General features: G+C 70.0%; 13 protein-coding genes. 11 read left to right on the top strand and 2 right to left on the bottom strand.

Annotated elements, in window-relative coordinates:
- Positions 1-8: 8 nt before the first annotated feature.
- Complete coding sequence (locus ABZX02_RS30605; RefSeq protein WP_355303218.1) at positions 9-1001, bottom strand: helix-turn-helix domain-containing protein; 993 nt, start codon at positions 999-1001, stop codon at positions 9-11.
- A 98-nt stretch (positions 1002-1099) separates the two neighbouring features.
- On the opposite strand from ABZX02_RS30605, the gene ABZX02_RS30600 reads away from it, so the two are divergent.
- Positions 1100-2053: an alpha/beta hydrolase gene (locus tag ABZX02_RS30600; RefSeq protein WP_355303216.1), complete on the top strand. Its 954-nt coding sequence runs from the start codon at positions 1100-1102 to the stop codon at positions 2051-2053.
- On the opposite strand, the gene ABZX02_RS30595 is transcribed toward ABZX02_RS30600, so the two are convergent.
- Positions 2046-4091 (bottom strand): cellulase family glycosylhydrolase, encoded by a 2046-nt coding sequence (locus ABZX02_RS30595; protein ID WP_355303214.1) that lies wholly within the window; start codon positions 4089-4091, stop codon positions 2046-2048. The two genes, ABZX02_RS30600 and ABZX02_RS30595, sit on opposite strands and share 8 nt — an antisense overlap.
- 163 nt (positions 4092-4254) lie before the next feature.
- Here ABZX02_RS30595 and ABZX02_RS30590 point away from each other — a divergent pair, with 163 nt between their 5' ends.
- The 10 genes from ABZX02_RS30590 to chvE all read left to right on the top strand — a co-directional run bounded on the left by ABZX02_RS30590 (position 4255) and on the right by chvE (position 18516).
- Entirely contained in the window at positions 4255-6924 is a 2670-nt protein-coding gene (locus ABZX02_RS30590) for a glycoside hydrolase family 9 protein (protein WP_355303212.1), read from the top strand.
- Between the two features lie 127 nt (positions 6925-7051).
- Positions 7052-8074, top strand: a complete 1023-nt coding sequence (locus ABZX02_RS30585) for a LacI family DNA-binding transcriptional regulator (RefSeq protein WP_355303210.1) — start codon at positions 7052-7054, stop codon at positions 8072-8074.
- 617 nt (positions 8075-8691) lie between these two features.
- Positions 8692-9972 carry an ABC transporter substrate-binding protein gene (locus tag ABZX02_RS30580; RefSeq protein WP_355303208.1) on the top strand — a complete coding sequence of 427 codons (1281 nt, stop codon included), beginning with the start codon at positions 8692-8694 and terminating at the stop codon, positions 9970-9972.
- On the top strand, positions 9972-10931 hold the full coding sequence (locus ABZX02_RS30575) for a sugar ABC transporter permease (RefSeq protein WP_355303206.1): 960 nt from the start codon (positions 9972-9974) through the stop codon (positions 10929-10931). The genes ABZX02_RS30580 and ABZX02_RS30575 overlap by 1 nt, the downstream gene beginning before the upstream one ends.
- Entirely contained in the window at positions 10928-11743 is an 816-nt protein-coding gene (locus tag ABZX02_RS30570; protein ID WP_355303204.1) for a carbohydrate ABC transporter permease, read from the top strand. Before ABZX02_RS30575 ends, ABZX02_RS30570 begins: the two co-directional genes overlap by 4 nt.
- A gap of 2 nt (positions 11744-11745) precedes the next feature.
- Positions 11746-13122: a GH1 family beta-glucosidase gene (locus tag ABZX02_RS30565; RefSeq protein WP_355303202.1), complete on the top strand. Its 1377-nt coding sequence runs from the start codon at positions 11746-11748 to the stop codon at positions 13120-13122.
- Positions 13119-14141 carry a LacI family DNA-binding transcriptional regulator gene (locus ABZX02_RS30560; protein ID WP_355303200.1) on the top strand — a complete coding sequence of 341 codons (1023 nt, stop codon included), beginning with the start codon at positions 13119-13121 and terminating at the stop codon, positions 14139-14141. Before ABZX02_RS30565 ends, ABZX02_RS30560 begins: the two co-directional genes overlap by 4 nt.
- 92 nt (positions 14142-14233) lie before the next feature.
- The gene (locus ABZX02_RS30555) at positions 14234-14545 is read left to right on the top strand and encodes a hypothetical protein (protein WP_355303198.1); all 312 of its coding nucleotides are present in this window, start codon (positions 14234-14236) and stop codon (positions 14543-14545) included.
- 133 nt (positions 14546-14678) lie between these two features.
- On the top strand, positions 14679-17243 hold the full coding sequence (locus tag ABZX02_RS30550; RefSeq protein WP_355303196.1) for a glycoside hydrolase family 9 protein: 2565 nt from the start codon (positions 14679-14681) through the stop codon (positions 17241-17243).
- 187 nt (positions 17244-17430) lie between these two features.
- Positions 17431-18516 carry a multiple monosaccharide ABC transporter substrate-binding protein gene (gene chvE / locus ABZX02_RS30545; RefSeq protein ID WP_355303194.1) on the top strand — a complete coding sequence of 362 codons (1086 nt, stop codon included), beginning with the start codon at positions 17431-17433 and terminating at the stop codon, positions 18514-18516.
- Positions 18517-18519: the final 3 nt, after the last annotated feature.

The raw sequence follows: 18519 nt of genomic DNA, 5'->3' as shown, positions 1-18519 counted from the left end.
CGTAGGGCCTAGTCGGCGGTGTTGTCCCGCAGTCGCCGCAGCATCAGCGCGAGGTGCAGCCGGAACCGCCCGGACGCGTCGTCGAGACCGAACCCGAGCGCGGCCTCGGCGCGGGCGAGCCTCGTGGTCATCGTGCTGTGGTGCCGGTGCAGCACCGCCGCGGCCCCGCGCACCGACCCGGTGGCGCACAACGCGTCCAGCGCCGTGATCAGGTCCGGGTCCACCGCGAGCCCGTCGAGCGCCCGCACGTCCGGCAACGCCGCCACGTCCGCCCTGCCGACCCGTTCGGCGAGCAGTGCGAGGCTGCCGAGCCGGTCGAACCACACCACCGGCTCACCGTCCGATGTGTACCTCAGCGCGGTGCGCGCGCCCTGCCACGACCTCGCCGCGTCGATCGCGGGCAGCAGCGGCCCGATACCGAGCCGGCCCGCCACCTCGGGCACCTCGGTCGCCAGCACCGCGCGCACGTCGCCCAGCACCACCGACCGGCCGGGCACCTCGCCGGTGGCGGCCAGCACCCGCACCGGTGCCGTGGCGGCGATGCCGAGCAGGTGCAGCGCGCGGGACCGCTCCGCCGTGCCCACGCCCTCGGACAGCACGAGCTCGATCAGCGCGGGGTCGCCCAGTTCCGGCAGCGGCACGCTGGAGTGCTCGAGCAGCACGGCGGCGGCGATCGCGAACCGTTCCAGCAGCATGTCGTCGAGCGGCGCGGGCGGGCCGGGACGGTCGACCCAGACCTCCACGCCGCCTTCGAGGGCGCGCACCGAGGCCTTGGCGGGCACGGGACCCGTCGTGACCGCTCCCCCGGCGTCGGCCCGCAGGCAGAGGCCCTGACCGGGCGCGTGCAGCCCGACCGGGCACCCGGCGAGCTCGGACGTGCTGCGCACCAACGCGTCCAGGCCCGATCGCTCGGTGATCAGGCGGTCGAAGAAACCGATCACCCGCACCGCGCTCTCGGCGTCGGCGTCCAGCCCGGACAACCTCAGCAGCAGGCCCTTCATCCCGTCACCATAGCCCCGACAGGTGGCTGGCCGGACGGCCGAAGCGCCCGCCACGTGTCGGCTGCCCGCACCGCCGCCCCGCGCCGAGGATGGAGTCCATGAGCTACGACCTGGATCCCGAACTGCTGCCCTGGCTCGACATGCTGCCGCAGCTGACCATGACCGACTACGACGCCCTGGTCGCGGCTCGCGGCCAGCAGGCGGAACTCGCGGGCCTCATGCCGTCCTACGAACCGGCGAACCGGATCGACGTGCGCGACGAGACGGTGCCCGGCCCGTCCGGCGCCCCGGACGTGCGGGTGCGGGTCTACCGGCGGGCCGAACGGCAGGGCGCGGTGCCCGGCCTGGTCTACATCCACGGCGGCGGGTTCATCGTCGGCAGCGTCGAGATGTTCGAGGCGCACGTGCTCAAGCTCGTCGACGCACTGGACGTCGTGATCGTCTCCGTGGACTACCGGCTCGCGCCCGAGCACCCGTTCCCCGCACCCGTCGAGGACTGCTACGCCGCCCTGCAGTGGACCGCGGCGAAGGCCGCCGAGCTCGGCATCGACCCCGCCCGGCTCGGGATCGGCGGCGAGAGCGCCGGGGGCGGGCTGACCGCCGGGACCGTGCTGCTCGCCCGCGACCGCGGTGGCCCCGAGCTCGCGTTCCAGCTCCTCGGCATCCCGGAGCTCGACGACCGGCTCGACACCGACTCGATGCGCGACTACGTCGACACCCCGTTGTGGAACCGCCCCAACGCCATCTACAGCTGGACCGCCTACCTCGGCACCGAACCCGGCGGCGACGACGTCTCGCCGTACGCCGCCCCAGCCCGCGCGACCGACCTCTCCGGGCTCCCGCCGGCGTTCGTCACCACCTGCCAGTACGACCCGCTGCGCGACGAGGGCGTCGAGTACGCGCGCCGCCTCGCCCACGCCGGCGTGCCGACCGAGCTGCGCCTCTACCCCGGCACGTTCCACGGGTCCTCGCTCGTCGAGAGCGCGGAGATCTCCCGCCGGATGTTCGCGGACGAGGTGGAGGCGCTGCGCCGCGGCCTCAAGGTCACGTAGTTCCCGTGACCGCGCTGCCCGACTTCGTGACGTAGTAGGTGACGGTGGCGCCGCTCCAGTAGTGGAACGTCAGCGTCACCCGCGCGTTGTCGTTGACCTCGGCGAAGAACTCCGGGGTCAGCGTCGTGACGCCAGTGGTGTAGTTCGGCGCGAACGCCCGGTCGAACTCCTTGTAGGAGGTCCAGTTGTGCGGCCCGGCGTTCGAGCCGTCGGCGTACCTCGCCTCCATCGTGGCGAGCAGGTCGCCGCGGAAGGTCGTCGGGATCGCGAACGCCGCGGTGGTGCCGGTCGCGCCCGCGAGCACCGGGACGTCGTGGGTGATCAGGTTGATCCGCCACGGCACGCCCGCGGAGAAGTGGGCGTGCAGCACGGAGTTCGTGCCGTAGGCCCGTGATCCGCTGAGCCGGGTCATCGCCGCCGCGGTCAGGGTGAGCTGGTCGCCGGAGACCGTGTAGTCGGTGCCGCGCACCAGGTCCGTGCTGCCCTGGCGCAGGCCGGTGAACGTGGTCCCGTTGGTGTTCAACGTGATCGTCTTCGCGGTGACGGCGCTGGAGCGGGCGCTGAACACCTGGTCGGTCGACGCCGTGCCGGACCGGGTGCTCCAGCCGGCCTTGATCTGCGCGGCCAGTTCGGGGTCGCTCCACTGGAACGACGTGCGGCCGAGGTGCTGGCCGTTGTCCCACAGCATCGTGGTGATCTTCTTGATGCGCGCGTAGTAGCCGAGGTGCTCGAAGAACTTGAGCTTCTCGCCCTGCTCGATCGTGCCGGTGTGGCGGTCGAAGCCGAGCAGCCCGTACTCACCGAGGACCACCGGCACGCCCCGCGCGACGAAGGTGTCGTACACGCGGTCGAACGCGTCGGTCAGGTCCTTCTGCGCGGTCGCGTCGTAGCGCGTGCCGCCCGCCACGTTCACGCTGAACGGCCAGTAGCCGTAGTAGTGCACGGTCGCGACCAGGTTGGTGTCGTTGAAGCCGCTCATCGACGTGGCCAGCTCGTCGAGCCGCGCCTGGTCCGCGGACGTGTGCAGGGTGGGCAGCACGAGCAGGCGGGTCGCGTTGGTGCCGCCCGAACGCCGCACGATGTCGCGGAACGACGAGTTGAGCTCGTGCAGCAGCTGGGCGCTCTGGGCGTCACCGGAGCTGCCGGTGAACTGCGGCTCGTTCACGCTCTCGAACACGAGCTGCTTCGGCGAGTCCCGGAAGGCGGTCGCGAGCTGCGTCCAGATCGCGTTGTAGCGGGTGAGGACGCCGGCCCGGTTCGACGGCATGGCGGAGATCCACTGCCACGAGTCGTGGTGGATGTTGATCATCACCTGGAAACCGTCCGCGAGCGCCCAGCCAACGACCTCCTTGACCCGGTTGAGGTACGCCGCCTCGATGGTGTGGTCCGCCGCCTGGTGCTGCCCCCAGGTGACGGGGATGCGGATGCTCTTGAAGCCCTGCGCCTTCACGTTGTCCAGCAACGCTTCCGTGACGCGCGGGTTGCCCCACGAGGTCTCGTCGCTCCCGGTGGCGTCGAGCGTGTTGCCGAGGTTCCAGCCCGGCTGCATCGCCGCTACCTGTGCCATCGCGTCGCCCGGCACCGGGTTGCCCGTGGTCGTCGTCGTGGTGGTGGTCGTGGTCGTGCCGGGGTTGCCGGTGCAGGTGACGCCGTTGAGGGCGAACGACTGCGGCGCGGTGTTGGCGCCAGACCAGCTGCCGTTGAAACCGAACGACACCGTGGCGTTCGGTTCGATGACTTTGTTGTAGCCCGCGTCCGCCGCGGTGACCTGGCCACCGGACGACGTGACGGTGGCGTTCCACGCCTGGGTGACCTGCTGCCCGGACGGCCACGTCCAGGTGAGGCGCCAGCCGTCGACGCGGTCGCCGACGTTCGTGATGGCCACGCTCGCGGTGAACCCGCCCTGCCACTGGCTCGGCACCGCGTAGTCGACCTTGCAGCCCGGCGCCGCGGCGGCCGGGGCCACGACCGCCAGCCCGATGCTCCCGGCCACCGCGGCGAAACCCGCTGTCAGCGCGGCGAAACGTCGTCCAAGCACGACTCACCTCCCGATTCTGGGAGCGTTCCCAGAGGGCCGCACTGTAGCCACCGCAATCCGGAGCGGACAGGCCGCGCAGTCGATTCGACGTCGAACGCGAAATCGCTCTGCCGCAACGCTTTCGTGACCGTTACAGTCGCTGAATCTGGGAGCGCTCCCAGAGTTGTCTCGGGCATCGGAGGCCGTCGTGCAGGGTCGCGCGTTGAGAGCGGTGCTCGCCGCTGTGCTCGTCATGGTGGCCGGTCCGGTGGTGGCACCTGCCGCCGCGGCGCCCGCGTTCAACTACGGGGAGGCGTTGCAGAAGTCGGTCTGGTTCTACGACGCCCAGCGGTCCGGACGGCTGCCCAGCGGCAACCGGGTGAGCTGGCGGGCGGACTCGGCGCTGCGCGACGGCTCCGACGTGGGGCTCGACCTGTCCGGCGGCTTCTACGACGCGGGCGACCACGTGAAGTTCGGGCTGCCGTTCGCGTTCAGCATGTCGATGCTCGCGTGGGGCGCGGTGGAGAACCGCGCCGCGTACGCGAGCTCCGGCCAGCTCCCGCACCTGCTCGCGAACCTGCGGCACGGCACGGACTGGATCATCAAGGCGCACCCGTCGCCGAACGTCGTCTACGGGCAGGTCGGCGCGGGCAACCCCGACCACGCCTGGTGGGGGTCGGCGGAGGTGATGCCGATGGCCCGTCCGTCGTACAAGGTGGACGCCTCGTGCCCCGGCTCCGACCTCGCCGGCGAGTACGCGGCGGCGATGGCGTCGGCGTCGATGGTCTTCCAGGCCACCGACCCGACCTACGCGGCGACGCTCCTCACGCACGCCAAGCAGCTCTACTCGTTCGCGGACACCTACCGCGGCAAGTACAGCTCCTGCATCACCGACGCCGCGAGCTTCTACAACTCCTGGAGCGGCTACCAGGACGAGCTGGTCTGGGGCGCGATCTGGCTGCACCGCGCCACCGGTGACGCGAGCTACCTCACGAAGGCCAAGGCGGAGTACCAGAAGCTCGGCACCGAGCCGCAGAGCTCCGAACGCTCCTACAAGTGGACCATCGCGTGGGACGACAAGTCCTACGGCGCCTACGTGCTGATGGCCAAGCTCACCGGCGAGCAGACCTACATCACCGACGCGAACCGCTGGCTCGACTTCTGGACCACGGGCTACAACGGCAACCGGGTGCGCTACTCCCCCGGCGGCCAAGCCGTGCTCGACAGCTGGGGTTCGCTGCGGTACGCGGCCAACACCGCGTTCGCCGCGCTGACCTACTCGGACTGGCTGTCCACACGCGACAGTGCGCGGGCGAGGACCTACCACGACTTCGGGGTCCGGCAGATCGACTACGCGCTCGGCGACAACCCGCGCGGCGCGAGCTACGTCGTCGGGTTCGGCGTGAACCCGCCGCGCAACCCGCACCACCGGGGCGCGCACGGGTCGTGGGCAGACAGCATCCAGGAGCCCGCGGTGAGCCGGCACGTGCTGCACGGCGCGCTGGTCGGCGGGCCGAGCACCAACAACGACGCCTACGCCGACAGCCGCAGCGACTACGTGATGAACGAGGTCGCACTCGACTACAACGCGGGCTTCACGGGTGCGCTGGCGCGCCTGTACGGCGAGTACGGCGGCACACCCCTGACCTCGTTCCCGGTGGCCGAGACCCCGGACGGCCCCGAGCTGACCGTGCAGGCCTCCGTCAACCAGAGCGCGGCCCAGTTCACCGAGATCAAGGCCTTCGTGCTGAACAAGAGCGCGTGGCCCGCGCGGACGTTCAACGGCACGCTGCGCTACTACTTCACGCTCGACGGCGCCACCACGGCAAGCCAGATCGCGGTCACCACGAACTACAACCAGTGCGGCGCGGCCAGTGCGCCCGTGCAGCACAGCGGATCGGTGTACTACGTGGAGATCCCGTGCACCGGCGTGGCGCCGGCCGGACAGTCCGCGTACCGCAAGGAGGTCCAGTTCCGGATCACCAGCACCGGCACGTGGGACCCGTCCAACGACTGGTCGATCACCGGACTCGGCACGGGCAACGCGGTCGTGCAGACCGACCGGATCGTGCTGCGCCAGGACGGGAAGGTGCTGTGGGGCACCGAGCCCGGCGGCGGCGTGGCCGACACCGAGCCGCCGTCCATCCCGAGTGGACTGACCGCCTCGGGTGCCGACGCCACCGGCGTCACGCTGAGCTGGACGGCGGCCGCGGACAACGTCGGGGTCGCCGCCTACGACGTCCTGAACGGCACTACCGTCACGGGCTCGACCGCGGCGACCAGCCTGCGGATCACCGGACTGACGCCCGACACGGCGTACTCGTTCGCGGTCCGCGCGCGGGACGCGTCGGGCAACGTCTCGGCCGCGAGCACGCCGGTCGCCGTCCGGACGCTGCCCGGCCCGTCCGGTGGTCTCGCCGTGCAGCACCGGGGTTCCGGGGCCGCGACCTCGAACCAGATCGGCGCCACCCTGGCGCTGACGAACCGCGGCACGGCACCGGTCGCCCTCACCGGCACGACGATCAGGTACTGGTTCACCGGCGACGCGCCGTCGGCGAACTTCCAGACGTGGTGCGACTGGGCGCAGATCGGCTGCGCGAACGTGCAGGTCCGGGTGGTCCGGCTCGCCGCGGCGCGTACCGGGGCCGACGCGTACCTGGAGGTCGCGTTCACGTCCGGCACCCTCGCCGCGGGCGCGAGCACGGGCGAGGTCCAGGTGCGGGCGGCGAAGTCCGACTGGTCCTCGTTCAACCAGGCCGACGACCACAGCTACCGGGTCAGCTCCACCCTGACCAACTTCGACCGGACCACCGCCCACAGCGGCGGGTCCCTGGCGTGGGGCACCGAGCCCTGACCGACCTCGGGGCGGGACGTTCTGCGCGGCACAGGCGTCCCGCCCCGTTCCCACAATGTGATAGCGCTCTCACAAGGGCGTTTCGTCACGTTCGATCTGGCGCCCGCCGACTCCTACGATGGGCGACATGACGGAGATCGACCGGCACCGACGGCCAGGCCCGCGCATCGAGGAGGTCGCGCGGCTGGCCGGCGTGTCCAAGTCGACGGTCTCCCGGGTGATCAACGGCGAGCAGTACGTGAGCGCCAAGGCGCGCGACGCGGTGCACACCGCCATCACCCACCTGCGCTACAGCCCGAACCAGGCCGCCCGCTCCCTCGCGGGCAGCAAGGCGAACGCCCTCGCCCTGATCGTCTCGGAGCAGGGCAGCCGCGTCCTCGGCGACCCGTTCTTCGCGGGCGTCCTGCGCGGTGTCCACGCCGAACTGACCGGCCGCCGCATCCAGCTGCTCCTCATGCTGAGCCGCCCCGAGGACCACGACGACCTGATCGCCTACCTCGCGAGCGGCCACGTGGACGGCGCGCTGCTGGTGAGCCTGCACGGCGACGACCCGCTCCCCCGCCGCCTGCAGGAGATCGGCCTGCCGGTGGTGGTCGGCGGCCGCCCGCTCGCCGCGGGCACCGTCCCGTTCGTCGACTCGGACAACTTCACCGGCGGCCTCGACGCCGTCCGGCACCTCGTCTCCCTCGGCCGCACCCGGATCGCCACCGTGGCGGGCCCGCGCGACATGGCGGCGGGCCTCGACCGCCTCAGCGGCTGGCGCCGGGGCCTGGGCGAGGCGAGGCTCGCCGCGGACCTCGTGGCGGAGGCCGACTTCACGCCGGAGAGCGGCGCGCTCGCGATGGAGGAGCTGCTGCGCCGGGCACCGGACATCGACGCCGTCTTCGTCGCCGCCGACATCATCGCGCTGGGCGTACTGCAGGTGCTGCACGCGCGCGGCCGGCGCGTGCCCGAGGACGTGGCCGTGGTGGGGTTCGACGACTCGCTGCTCGCGTCGACCGCCACTCCGCCGCTGACGACGGTGCGGCAGGACGTGGAGCAGCTCGGGCGCACGATGACGTGGCGGCTGCTGGGCGAGCTGGCCGGGGACTCGGGGCTGCCGCCGTCGCTGCTGCTGCCGACGTCGCTGGTGCGGCGGGCGAGCGCCTGACGCTGCCGGTCGGACCTGCGGTCGGGCGACGGCCCGCTGAGGCGACGCGGGCGCGCGGGGAAGCGGCACGTCCAGCCGGGCGCGGTGGGGCGCGGGCAACCGCTGGAGGCGGCCACCGCCGGTGACGCGCGGCCGAGGCGGCGATGCGCGACCAAGGCGGTGATGCGGGTGAGCGCCACTGGCGCGCCTCGCCAGACGTGCCGGCACTTCCCTTTCCGCGCCACCACCCTCCGCAGCGCACCGCCACAACCGGCACCTCCGCGCGGACGCGCCACCACCCTCCACAACGCATCCGCCGGAGCCCACACCTCCGTTCGGCCGCACCACCGCACCCCCCGTTCCCGCACCCCACCCAGCCAGCGCGAACCCACCCACTCGACGCGCTGAGTACCGAGCACCGCACGCAGTGTTAACCCAACGGCCACATTTCCGGGAACGCTCCCAGGTTTCAAAACTGTGACCTGAGCCATGAACAACGAGGTCACCCGCCCGACCGCACCGCAAAGTCGCAGGCCCAGCCCGAAGTGTGTCTTGACACACGTTCGAAAGCGGGACGACACTCTGCCCCGTCTGGGAGCGCTCCCAGAACCCGCCGCCGAGACCAGAGGAGTTCTCCCGTGCGACACCGTTGGATCAGTGCGCTGATCTGTGCCGCCACCACAGCCGCCGTCACCACAGCGTGCGGGTCAGGCGGGGCCAGTCAGTCCGCCGATGGCAAGACCGAGCTGACGATCGCTACGTTCAACGAGTTCGGCTACGAAGAGCTGTTCAAGGAGTACGAGGCGGCCCACCCGGACGTCAAGATCACGCAGCGCAAGACCGGTCAGGGCCAGCCCCACCACCAGAACCTCTTCACCAAGCTCGGCGCCGGCTCCGGCCTCGCGGACATCGAGGGCGTCGAAGAGGGCTACCTCAGCCAGTTCATGTCGAAGTCCGGGCAGTTCAACGATCTCAAGGAGATCGGCCCGAAGGTCGAGGACGACCGCTGGCTGAAGTGGAAGACCGAGGCGATCACCACCAAGGACGGCAAGCTCATGGGCTACGGGACCGACATCGGTCCGCTGGCCATGTGCTACCGCAAGGACCTGTTCGAGCAGGCCGGTCTGCCGTCCGACCCCGAGGGTGTGAAGGCGCTCTTCGCCACGTGGGACAGCTACTTCGCCGCCGGTGACCAGTTCATCGCGAAGGTTCCCGGTGTCGGCTGGTTCGACAGCGCCGCCCAGGTCTACAACGCCATGCACAACCAGCTCGAGACGGGCTACTACGACAAGTCCGACAAGCTGGTCGTGGACAGCAACGCCGACATCAAGAAGAACTGGACCACGGTGACCGCCGCTGTCGCCAAGGGACAGTCGGCTCGGCTCGGTGCGTTCAGCAACGAGTGGAACACCGGCTTCAAGCTCGGCAAGTTCGCCACCAAGACCTGCCCCTCGTGGATGCTCGGCGTGGTCGAGTCGCAGGCCGGCCCCGAGAACAAGGGCAAGTGGGCGGTCACCGACGCGTTCCCGAACGGTGGCGGCAACTGGGGTGGCTCCTACCTGACGGTGCCGAAGCAGAGCAAGAACGCCAAGAAGGCCGCCGAGCTCGCCGCCTGGCTGACCGCGCCGGAGCAGCAGATCAAGGCGTTCAAGGCCAAGGGCACGTTCCCGAGCCAGGTGAAGGCGCTCGACGCGCCGGAACTGCTGGACCAGACCAACGCCTACTTCGGTGACGTCAAGGCCGGCGCGCTGTTCGCCACGCAGGCCAAGAAGATCAAGGCCGCGCAGTACAAGGGTCCGGCCGACGGCCAGATCCAGGAGACGGTCTTCAGCCCGGCGCTGCTGTCCGTCGAACAGGGCAAGTCGTCTGACGAGGCGTGGAAGGCCGCCGTCGAAGGCGCTCAGAAGGCGGCCAAGTAGTGACCGCCACTCTCTCCAAGGTCGACCGCGGGCGAGCGCAGGAGGCTCGCCCGCGGCCTCCGCGGCGGTACCGGATGTCCAACCTGGACGCCAAGGTGTCGCCGTACCTGTTCGTAGCGCCCTTCTTCGTGCTGTTCTTCGCCATCGGGTTGTTCCCCCTGCTCTACACGGCCTACGTCTCCCTGTTCGACTGGGAGATCGGCGCCGACGAGACGCCGTTCATCGGGTTCGAGAACTACAGCACGCTGTTCCAGGACGACCAGTTCTGGAACGCCCTCTTCAACACCTTCAGCATCTTCCTGCTCTCGAGCGCACCGCAGATCGTCGTCGCGATCGTGATCGCGGCACTGCTGAACGCGAACCTGCGGGCCCGCACCGGCTGGCGGATGGGCGTGCTGCTCCCGTACGTGGCGAGCCTCGTGGCGTTGACGATCATCTTCGGCAACCTCTTCGGGCCGCAGTACGGCCTGGTGAACGACGTGCTCGGGCTGATCGGCATCGACCCGATCGACTGGCAGGCCAGCACGTTCGGCAGCCACGTCGCCATCGCGTCGATGGTCAACTGGCGGTGGACGGGCTACAACGCGCTGATCATCCTCGCGGCGATGCAGGCGATCCCGAAGGACGTCTACGAGGCCGCGCTGGTGGACGGCGCGAGCGCGCTGCGGCGGTTCTTCAGCATCACGCTCCCGCTGCTGAAGCCGACGCTGATCTTCGTGGTCGTCACCTCGACCATCGGTGGTCTGCAGATCTTCACCGAACCGAAGCTGTTCGAGCCTTCCGGTGGCAGCGGCGGCGGCGCGGAGCACCAGTACCAGACCGTCGTGCTCTACCTCTACCAGTCCGCGTTCCAGGGCTCCGACCTCGGCTACGCCTCTGCGATCGCCTGGGTGCTGTTCATGATCATCATTGCCGTTGCCGGCCTCAACTTCTTCCTCACCAGGAGGGCCGTCAAATGATGAAACGACCGTCCTTCGCGATCTACGGGATCCTCGGCGCGTTCGTGCTCGGCTCCGCCTTCCCGTTCTACTGGTCGTTCCTCGTCGCGAGCCGCGACAACTCGGTGCTGACCGGGGACTTCACGCTGATCCCCGGCGGGAACTTCTGGTCGAACGCGGTGCGCGTGTTCGACACCGTCCCGTTCTGGAAGGCGCTGGGCAACAGCTTCATCGTGTCCGGCACGGTGACGTTCTCGGTCGTGCTGCTGTCCACACTGGCCGGTTTCGCGTTCGCCAAGCTGAAGTTCCGCGGCCGCGGCGTGCTGTTCCTGTTCGTCGTCGCGACGCTCGCGGTGCCGACCCAGCTCGGCATCATCCCGCTCTACATGGCGATGGCCGAGTTCGGCTGGGCTGGCGAGCTGGAAGCCGTGATCGTGCCGAACCTCGTCACGGCGTTCGGCGTGTTCTGGATGCGGCAGTACCTGCTCGACGCCATCCCGGACGAGCTCGTCGAGGCCGCCCGGATGGACGGCTGCAGCCTGTGGCGCGCGTTCTGGCACGTCGCGCTGCCCGCCGCCCGGCCGGCCGCCGCGATGCTGGGCGTGTTCACGTTCATGCAGTCCTGGAACGACTTCCTGTGGCCGCTCGTCGTGCTCAACGCCGACAACCCGACTCTCCAGGTCGCGCTGGAGAAGCTGCAGAGCGGTTACTACGTCGACTACTCGCTCGTCCTCGCCGGGACCACGCTCGCCACGGTTCCGGTGCTCATCGTGTTCCTGGTTCTCGGGCGGCAGATCGTCGCCGGTGTCATGCAGGGCGCCGTCAAGGGGTGAAAATGGAGAACATTGTTTTCCCGCAGGGTTTTCTGTGGGGAGCCGCGACCGCCGCGTTCCAGGTGGAAGGAGCGACCGACGTCGACGGCCGCACCGACTCCATCTGGGACGAGTTCTGCCGGCAGCCCGGCAAGGTGGTGGGCGGCGACTGCGGTGAACCCGCCGCCGACCACTACCGGCGCTTCGAGCAGGACGTCGCCATGATGGCGGACCTGGGGATCAAGGCCTACCGCTTCTCGATCGCCTGGCCGCGCGTGCGGCCGGACGGCGGCAAGGTCAACCAGGCGGGCCTCGACTTCTACCAGCGGCTGGTCGACTCGTTGCTGGCGCACGACATCGTGCCGTGGCCAACGCTCTACCACTGGGACCTCCCGCAGAAGCTCGAGGAGGCCGGCGGCTGGGCGAACCGCGACACCGCGTTCCGCTTCGCCGACTACGCGGCCGCCACCGTGGAGGCGCTCGGGGACCGGGTCGGCACCTGGACGACGATGAACGAGCCGTGGTGCTCGGCCTTCCTGGGCTACGCCGGGGGGATCCACGCGCCGGGCCGCACGGAGCCGGAGGCCGCCGTCGCCGCCGTGCACCACCTGCTGCTCGCGCACGGGCTCGCCACCGACACCATCCGCGCCGCCCAGCCGGACGCCAAGGTGGGCATCACGCTCAACATGTACCCGATCATCCCCGTGGACCCCTCGAACCCCGGCGACATCGATGTCGCGCGCCGGCTCGACGGCCTGCAGCAGCGGATCTTCCTGGACCCGTTGCTGCGCGGGGAGTACCCGGCCGACATCCTCGAGGACCTCGAGCCGTTCGGGTTCTCCGGGCACATCCACGACGGCGACCTCGACGTGATCTCCGCGCCGATGGACATGCTCGGCGTGAACTACTACACCGAGCACTACGTCAGCTCGTCGCCCAACGGCGAGGCCGGGCCGTCGCCGTGGGTCGGCGTGCGGAGCGCGTCGTTCCCGCCGCGGGACGCCCCCATCACCGACATGGGCTGGGAGGTCCGCCCGGACGGGCTCACCACCGTGCTGCTGCGGGTGCACAACGACTACCCGAAGCTGCCGCTCTACATCACCGAGAACGGCGCCGCGTTCCGCGACGACTTCTCGGGCAACGGTGCGATCGACGACGTGGACCGCACCGGTTTCATCGCGTCCCACCTGCGCGCCGCCCACGCGGCGATCGAGGCGGGCGTCGACCTGCGCGGCTACTTCTGCTGGTCGCTGCTGGACAACTTCGAGTGGGCCGAGGGGTACGCGAAGCGGTTCGGCATCGTCCACGTCGACTACGACACCCAGATCCGCACGCCGAAGATGAGTGCGAGGTGGTACAGCAGGGTGGCTCGCGACAACGCGCTGGTCGCCGTCTCATGACCGAAGGCAGGAGTCGGCGCCCCGGCCCTCGCATCGAGGAGGTCGCGCGCGTGGCCGGGGTGTCGAAGTCCACCGTCTCCAGGGTGATCAACGGCGAGAAGTACGTGAGCGAGCGGTCGCGCCAGGAGGTCCACCGCGCGATCGCGATGCTCGGGTACAGCCCCAACCACGCCGCGCGCACCCTCGCGGGCAGCAAGGCGAACGCGATCGCGCTGGTGATCTCGGAGCAGGGCAGCCAGGTGCTGGCCGACCCGTTCTTCGCCGGCGTGCTACGCGGGGTGCACGCCGAGCTCGCGGGACGGCACGTCCAGCTCCTGCTGATGATGAACCAGCCGCTCGACGGTGAGGACCAGGTCGCCTACCTCACCGGCGGGCACGTCGACGGCGCCCTCGTCGTGAGCCTGCACGGCGAGGACCCGTTGCCGAGGACGTTGCACGAGACGGGGCTGCCCACGGTGGTGGGCGGCCGCCCGCTCGTGGGCGGCACCGTCCCGTTCGTCGACGCGGACAACTTCAACGGCGCTCTGGGCGCCGTGCGGTTCCTGATCTCCCTGGGACGGCAGAAGATCGCCACCATCGCCGGTCCCCACGACATGGCAGTGGGCATGGACCGCCTGAGCGGCTGGCGGTGCGGGCTCGCCGAGCACGGCATGCCCGTGGACCTCGTCGCGCACAGCACCGACTTCACGCCCGAGAGCGGCGCCCTCGCGATGGAGGAGCTGCTGCGCAGGGCACCCGACCTCGACGCGGTCTTCGTCGCCGCGGACATCATGGCGCTGGGCGCGTTGCGGGTGCTGCAGACGCGCGGCTACCGCATCCCCGAGGACGTGGCGGTCGTCGGGTTCGACGACTCCGTGCTCGCCTCGACCGCCGTGCCGCCGCTGACGACCGTGCGCCAGGACGTCGAGGGGTTCGGCCGGACGATGACCTGGCGGCTGCTCGCCGAACTGGCCGGCGAGGAGAAGCTGCCGCAGCAGATGCTGCTGCCGACGTCGCTGGTCCGCAGGGCGAGCGCCTGACCCGTTCGCATTCGCTGCGGAAGCACTTCTGAACCACAGCTCCGATCAGGCCGTATTACGCCATGTGAGCGGATGATGAGCGGAGGCAACGGATGCACGCCGGCAGGTTCTTCGACAATTCCCCGGACGGCGCCGCCGAGCTCCCGGAGACGGCGCTGCTGCGCGTGCTCTGGATGACCGCGCAGGGCATGGTGTGGCCGTGGCTGCTGCAGAGCATGTGCCGCAGGGACGCCATCGCGCTCGCGCTGAAGAGCGCGCTGATCCTCGCTCCCGAGGGTGACCACCTCGGCTACCACATCACCGACCGCGGCAGGCAGCGCATCGTCGACTGGTACCGCGAGAACCGGCCCGCGGAAGGGTCCCCGAGCGTCTCGGACGAGTGGCGCGCGGTCACCATGCGCTGATTCGAGTCGAATCACCCGTCGAACGCGGAAGTCGGTACCACCGAGGGGTTGTAGAGCCCCGCGAACTCCGCCTACGGTCGCCTGGGAGCGCTCCCAGACACTGTCGTCGACGTAGACGGAGAACTTCGCGACCATGAGATCCCCACGCCTGCTCACCGCGACGCTGCTCGTGGCGCTCGCCGCGACACCGCTCGCCCCTCCCGCGTACGCCGCCGACTACGAGCGCGTGCTCAACGGCACGTTCGAGTCCGGTTCGGCCGATCCCTGGTGGGCCGGCGCCGGCGTCACCAACCGGGTCACCGGCGGCGAACTGTGCGCGGCGGTCACCGGTGGCACGACGAACCCCTGGGACGCCCTGATCGGCCAGAACGGCGTGCCGTTCGAGACCGGCCAGTCCTACACCTTCGCGTTCGACGCCCGCGCCACGACCGAGCAACCCGTGACGGCCGCGGCCGGCGAGAGCGTGAGCCCCTACCGCGGGATCGCGAGCCAGCAGTTCGCCGTCTCCCCGACGAAGCAGCGGTTCTCCTTCACCTTCACGTCCACTCTGGACTTCCCGGACGCGGGCAACGGCCAGGTCGCGTTCCAACTGGGCGGGCAGCCCGCGGACAACACGATCTGCGTGGACAACATCTCGGTCGTCGGCGGCGTCAAGCCTCCCGGCGGCGTGAACCCCAACCCCGCCAAGAAGGTCCAGGTCGACCTGGTGGCGTACGTGCCGGGCCTGCCCAAGCACGCGACGCACGTCTCCGCCGCCACGACCCCGCAACCGTGGACGCTGAAGAACTCGGCCGGCGCGGCGGTGGCCTCGGGCCAGAGCACGCCGAAGGGCGCGGACGCGACGTCCGGCGACTCGGTGCACCAGATCGACTTCTCGTCGTTCGACACGCCGGGCACCGGCTACACGCTGTCCGTCGGCGAGGACACGAGCTTCCCGTTCGACATCTCGGCGGACCCGGTCAAGAAGCTGCGCTACGACTCGCTCGCGTTCTTCTACCACCAGCGCAGCGGCACGCCGATCGAGGCGCAGTACGTCGGCGACGAGTACGCGCGGCCGGCCGGGCACCTCAACGTCGCGCCCAACCAGGGTGACGACAACGTGCCGTGCCGCGCCGATCTCGCCTGCGGCTACACCCTCGACGTGCGCGGCGGCTGGTACGACGCGGGCGACCACGGCAAGTACGTCGTCAACGGCGGCATCGCGACCTGGCAGCTCCTCAACGCCTACGAACGGGCGGCGCGCGTCGGCGACGCGTCCGCGTACCGCGACGGCGCGCTCAACATCCCGGAGAAGGCCAACGGCGTGCCTGACCTCCTCGACGAGGCGCGCTGGGAGGCAGACTTCCTGCTCAAGATGCAGGCGCCCGACGGCATGGCGCACCACAAGATCCACGACGCGAACTGGACCGCGCTTCCCACCCGTCCCGAACTGGACGACCAGCCGCGCCGGCTGTCCGCGACGAGCACGGCCGCGACACTGAACCTGGCCGCGGTGGCCGCCCAGGCGTCCCGGCTCTGGAAGGGCGTCGACGCCGCGTACTCCGCGACGCTGCTCACCGCCGCCCGCAAGGCGTACACGGCGGCCAAGGCGAACCCGGCCAAGCTCGCCGACCCGAACGACGGCACCGGCGGTGGCGCCTACAGCGACGACACCGTGAGCGACGAGTTCTACTGGGCCGCGGCGGAACTGTTCGCGACCACGGGCGAGAGCGCCTACCGGACCGACGTCACGGCCTCGCCGCACTACAAGGCCGCGAGCCTGAACCGCGGCGGGTTCCACTGGGGCGGCACGGCGCCACTGGGCGATATCACCCTGGCCCTGGTGCCGACCTCGCTGCCCGCGGCGGACGTCACCGCGATCAAGTCGGCGTTCGCCTCCGTGGCGGACCAGCACCTGACGTCCATGGCGGGCATGGGCTACGCCGCGCCGTACGACAACAGCACGGCGGGCTACGTCTGGGGCTCGAACTCCACGGTCCTGAACAACGCCCAGGTCCTCGCGCTCGCCCACGACTTCACCGGCGCCGCGAAGTACCGCGAGGGCGTGTTCGAGGCACTGCACTACGTCCTCGGCCGCAACCCGCTGAGCACCTCGTACGTGGCGGGCTACGGCGAGCAGGCCATGACCAACGCCCACCACCGGTTCTGGGCCCGGCAGAACGACCCGACCCTGCCGATCGCCCCGCCCGGCTCGCTCTCCGGCGGCCCGAACAGCGCCCTGCAGGACCCGGTGGCCCAGCGGCTGCTGACCGGCTGCCCGCAGCAGAAGTGCTGGGTGGACGACATCGGCGCCTACTCGGTGAACGAGGTGGCGATCAACTGGAACTCCGCGCTCGCGTGGGTGTCGGGCTGGGCGGCGGAGAAGTCCGGGACCCCGACCCCGAAGGCGGACTGCGAGGTCTCCTTCACCGCGGGCCGGTGGCAGGACGGCCTGTCGGCGCAGGTGAAGATCACCAACACCGGTACGGCGACCTGGCCGTCGTGGCGGCTCGGCTTCGCCCTGCCCGGTACGCAGAAGGTGACCTCGGGCTGGTCCGCGACGTGGAGCCAGACCGGTCGTGACGTGACGGCGACCAGCATGTCGTGGAACGGCAGGGTCGAGCCCGGCAAGTCCGTCCACATCGGATTCAACGGGTCCGGCACCGGCGCCGACCCGACCGTCTTCTCGATCGGCGGGAAGACCTGCAAGACTGCCTGACCGCACCGGGGGACGCGCCCGCCGTCACCGCTGGTGGCAGCGGGCGCGTCTCAATTGAAGCCCTTCTCCTGTGAGCGCTAACAGGCATTACCTGGCGTTATCCAGATGACACTTGACGGCAATGTTGTTAGCGATAACACTCGCCGCCTACAGCACTGTTGCCTGTCGGTGCCATCGAGGAGAAGCAATGAGGCTTGCCCGGATCGCGGCCACCACCGCACTCGCCGTCACCCTCGCCGCCTGCGGTTCCGCGGAGAAGACGGTCGACCAGCAGAGCGGGTCCAGCGACGGCGCGCTGGTCGGCGTCACCATGCCCACCCGGTCGTCGGAACGCTGGATCCACGACGGCGACAACATCAAGAAGGCCCTCGAGGGCAAGGGGTACAAGGTCGACCTCCAGTACGCGGAGAACGACATCCCCACCCAGGCCAACCAGATCGAGAACCAGATCACCAAGGGCGCCAAGCTCTTGATCGTCGCGTCGATCGACGGCACGGCCATCACGTCGCAGCTGCAGCAGGCCGCCGACGCGAAGATCCCCGTGATCGCCTACGACCGGCTGATCCGCAAGAGCCCGAACGTCGACTACTACGCGACGTTCGACAACTTCAAGGTCGGCGTCGAGCAGGCGAACTCGCTGGTGGCGGGTCTCAAGACCAAGGGCGAGGGCCCGTTCAACATCGAGCTGTTCGCCGGGTCGCCCGACGACAACAACGCCACGTTCTTCTTCAACGGCGCGATGTCCGTGCTCCAGCCGCTCATCGACCAGGGCAAGTTCGTCGTCAAGTCGGGCCAGAAGGACTTCAAGACCGTCGCGATCCTGCGCTGGGACCCGGCCACCGCGCAGAAGCGCATGGAGGACATCCTCACCTCGACCTACGGCGGTGCCAAGGTCGACGGCGTCCTGTCCCCCTACGACGGCATCTCCATCGGCATCCTCTCCGCGCTCAAGAGCGGTGGCTACGGCACGGCCGGCCAGGCCTACCCGATCGTCACCGGTCAGGACGCCGAGGTCGCGTCGGTGAAGTCGATCATCGCCGGTGAGCAGTACTCCACGATCCACAAGGACACCCGCCTGCTCGCCGACGTCACGGTGAAGATGGCCGACGCGGTCCTCAAGGGCGGCAAGCCCGAGGTGAACAACACCAAGGACTACGACAACGGTGTCAAGGTCGTGCCGTCGTTCCTGCTGCAGCCGGTGCCGGTCGACAAGGCGAACTACCAGAAGGAACTCATCGACTCCGGCTACTACACCGCCGACCAGCTCAGGTAGGTC

Origin of the sequence: Lentzea sp. NPDC003310, assembly GCF_040610935.1 — a bacterium.
In the GTDB taxonomy this organism is placed as follows: domain Bacteria; phylum Actinomycetota; class Actinomycetes; order Mycobacteriales; family Pseudonocardiaceae; genus Lentzea.
This window is presented reverse-complemented; position numbering and strand designations above follow the sequence as displayed.

What these genes read in the sequence shown, in the direction of transcription:
- ABZX02_RS30600 (WP_355303216.1), top strand. Translation starts at nt 1,100, where the DNA reads ATGAGCTACGACCTGGATCCCGAACTGCTGCCCTGGCTCGACATGCTG.
- ABZX02_RS30565 (WP_355303202.1), top strand. Translation starts at nt 11,746, where the DNA reads ATGGAGAACATTGTTTTCCCGCAGGGTTTTCTGTGGGGAGCCGCGACC.
- ABZX02_RS30560 (WP_355303200.1), top strand. Translation starts at nt 13,119, where the DNA reads ATGACCGAAGGCAGGAGTCGGCGCCCCGGCCCTCGCATCGAGGAGGTC.
- ABZX02_RS30550 (WP_355303196.1), top strand. Translation starts at nt 14,679, where the DNA reads ATGAGATCCCCACGCCTGCTCACCGCGACGCTGCTCGTGGCGCTCGCC.
- ABZX02_RS30555 (WP_355303198.1), top strand. Translation starts at nt 14,234, where the DNA reads ATGCACGCCGGCAGGTTCTTCGACAATTCCCCGGACGGCGCCGCCGAG.
- ABZX02_RS30585 (WP_355303210.1), top strand. Translation starts at nt 7,052, where the DNA reads ATGACGGAGATCGACCGGCACCGACGGCCAGGCCCGCGCATCGAGGAG.
- chvE (WP_355303194.1), top strand. Translation starts at nt 17,431, where the DNA reads ATGAGGCTTGCCCGGATCGCGGCCACCACCGCACTCGCCGTCACCCTC.
- ABZX02_RS30570 (WP_355303204.1), top strand. Translation starts at nt 10,928, where the DNA reads ATGATGAAACGACCGTCCTTCGCGATCTACGGGATCCTCGGCGCGTTC.
- ABZX02_RS30605 (WP_355303218.1), bottom strand. Translation starts at nt 1,001, where the DNA reads ATGAAGGGCCTGCTGCTGAGGTTGTCCGGGCTGGACGCCGACGCCGAG.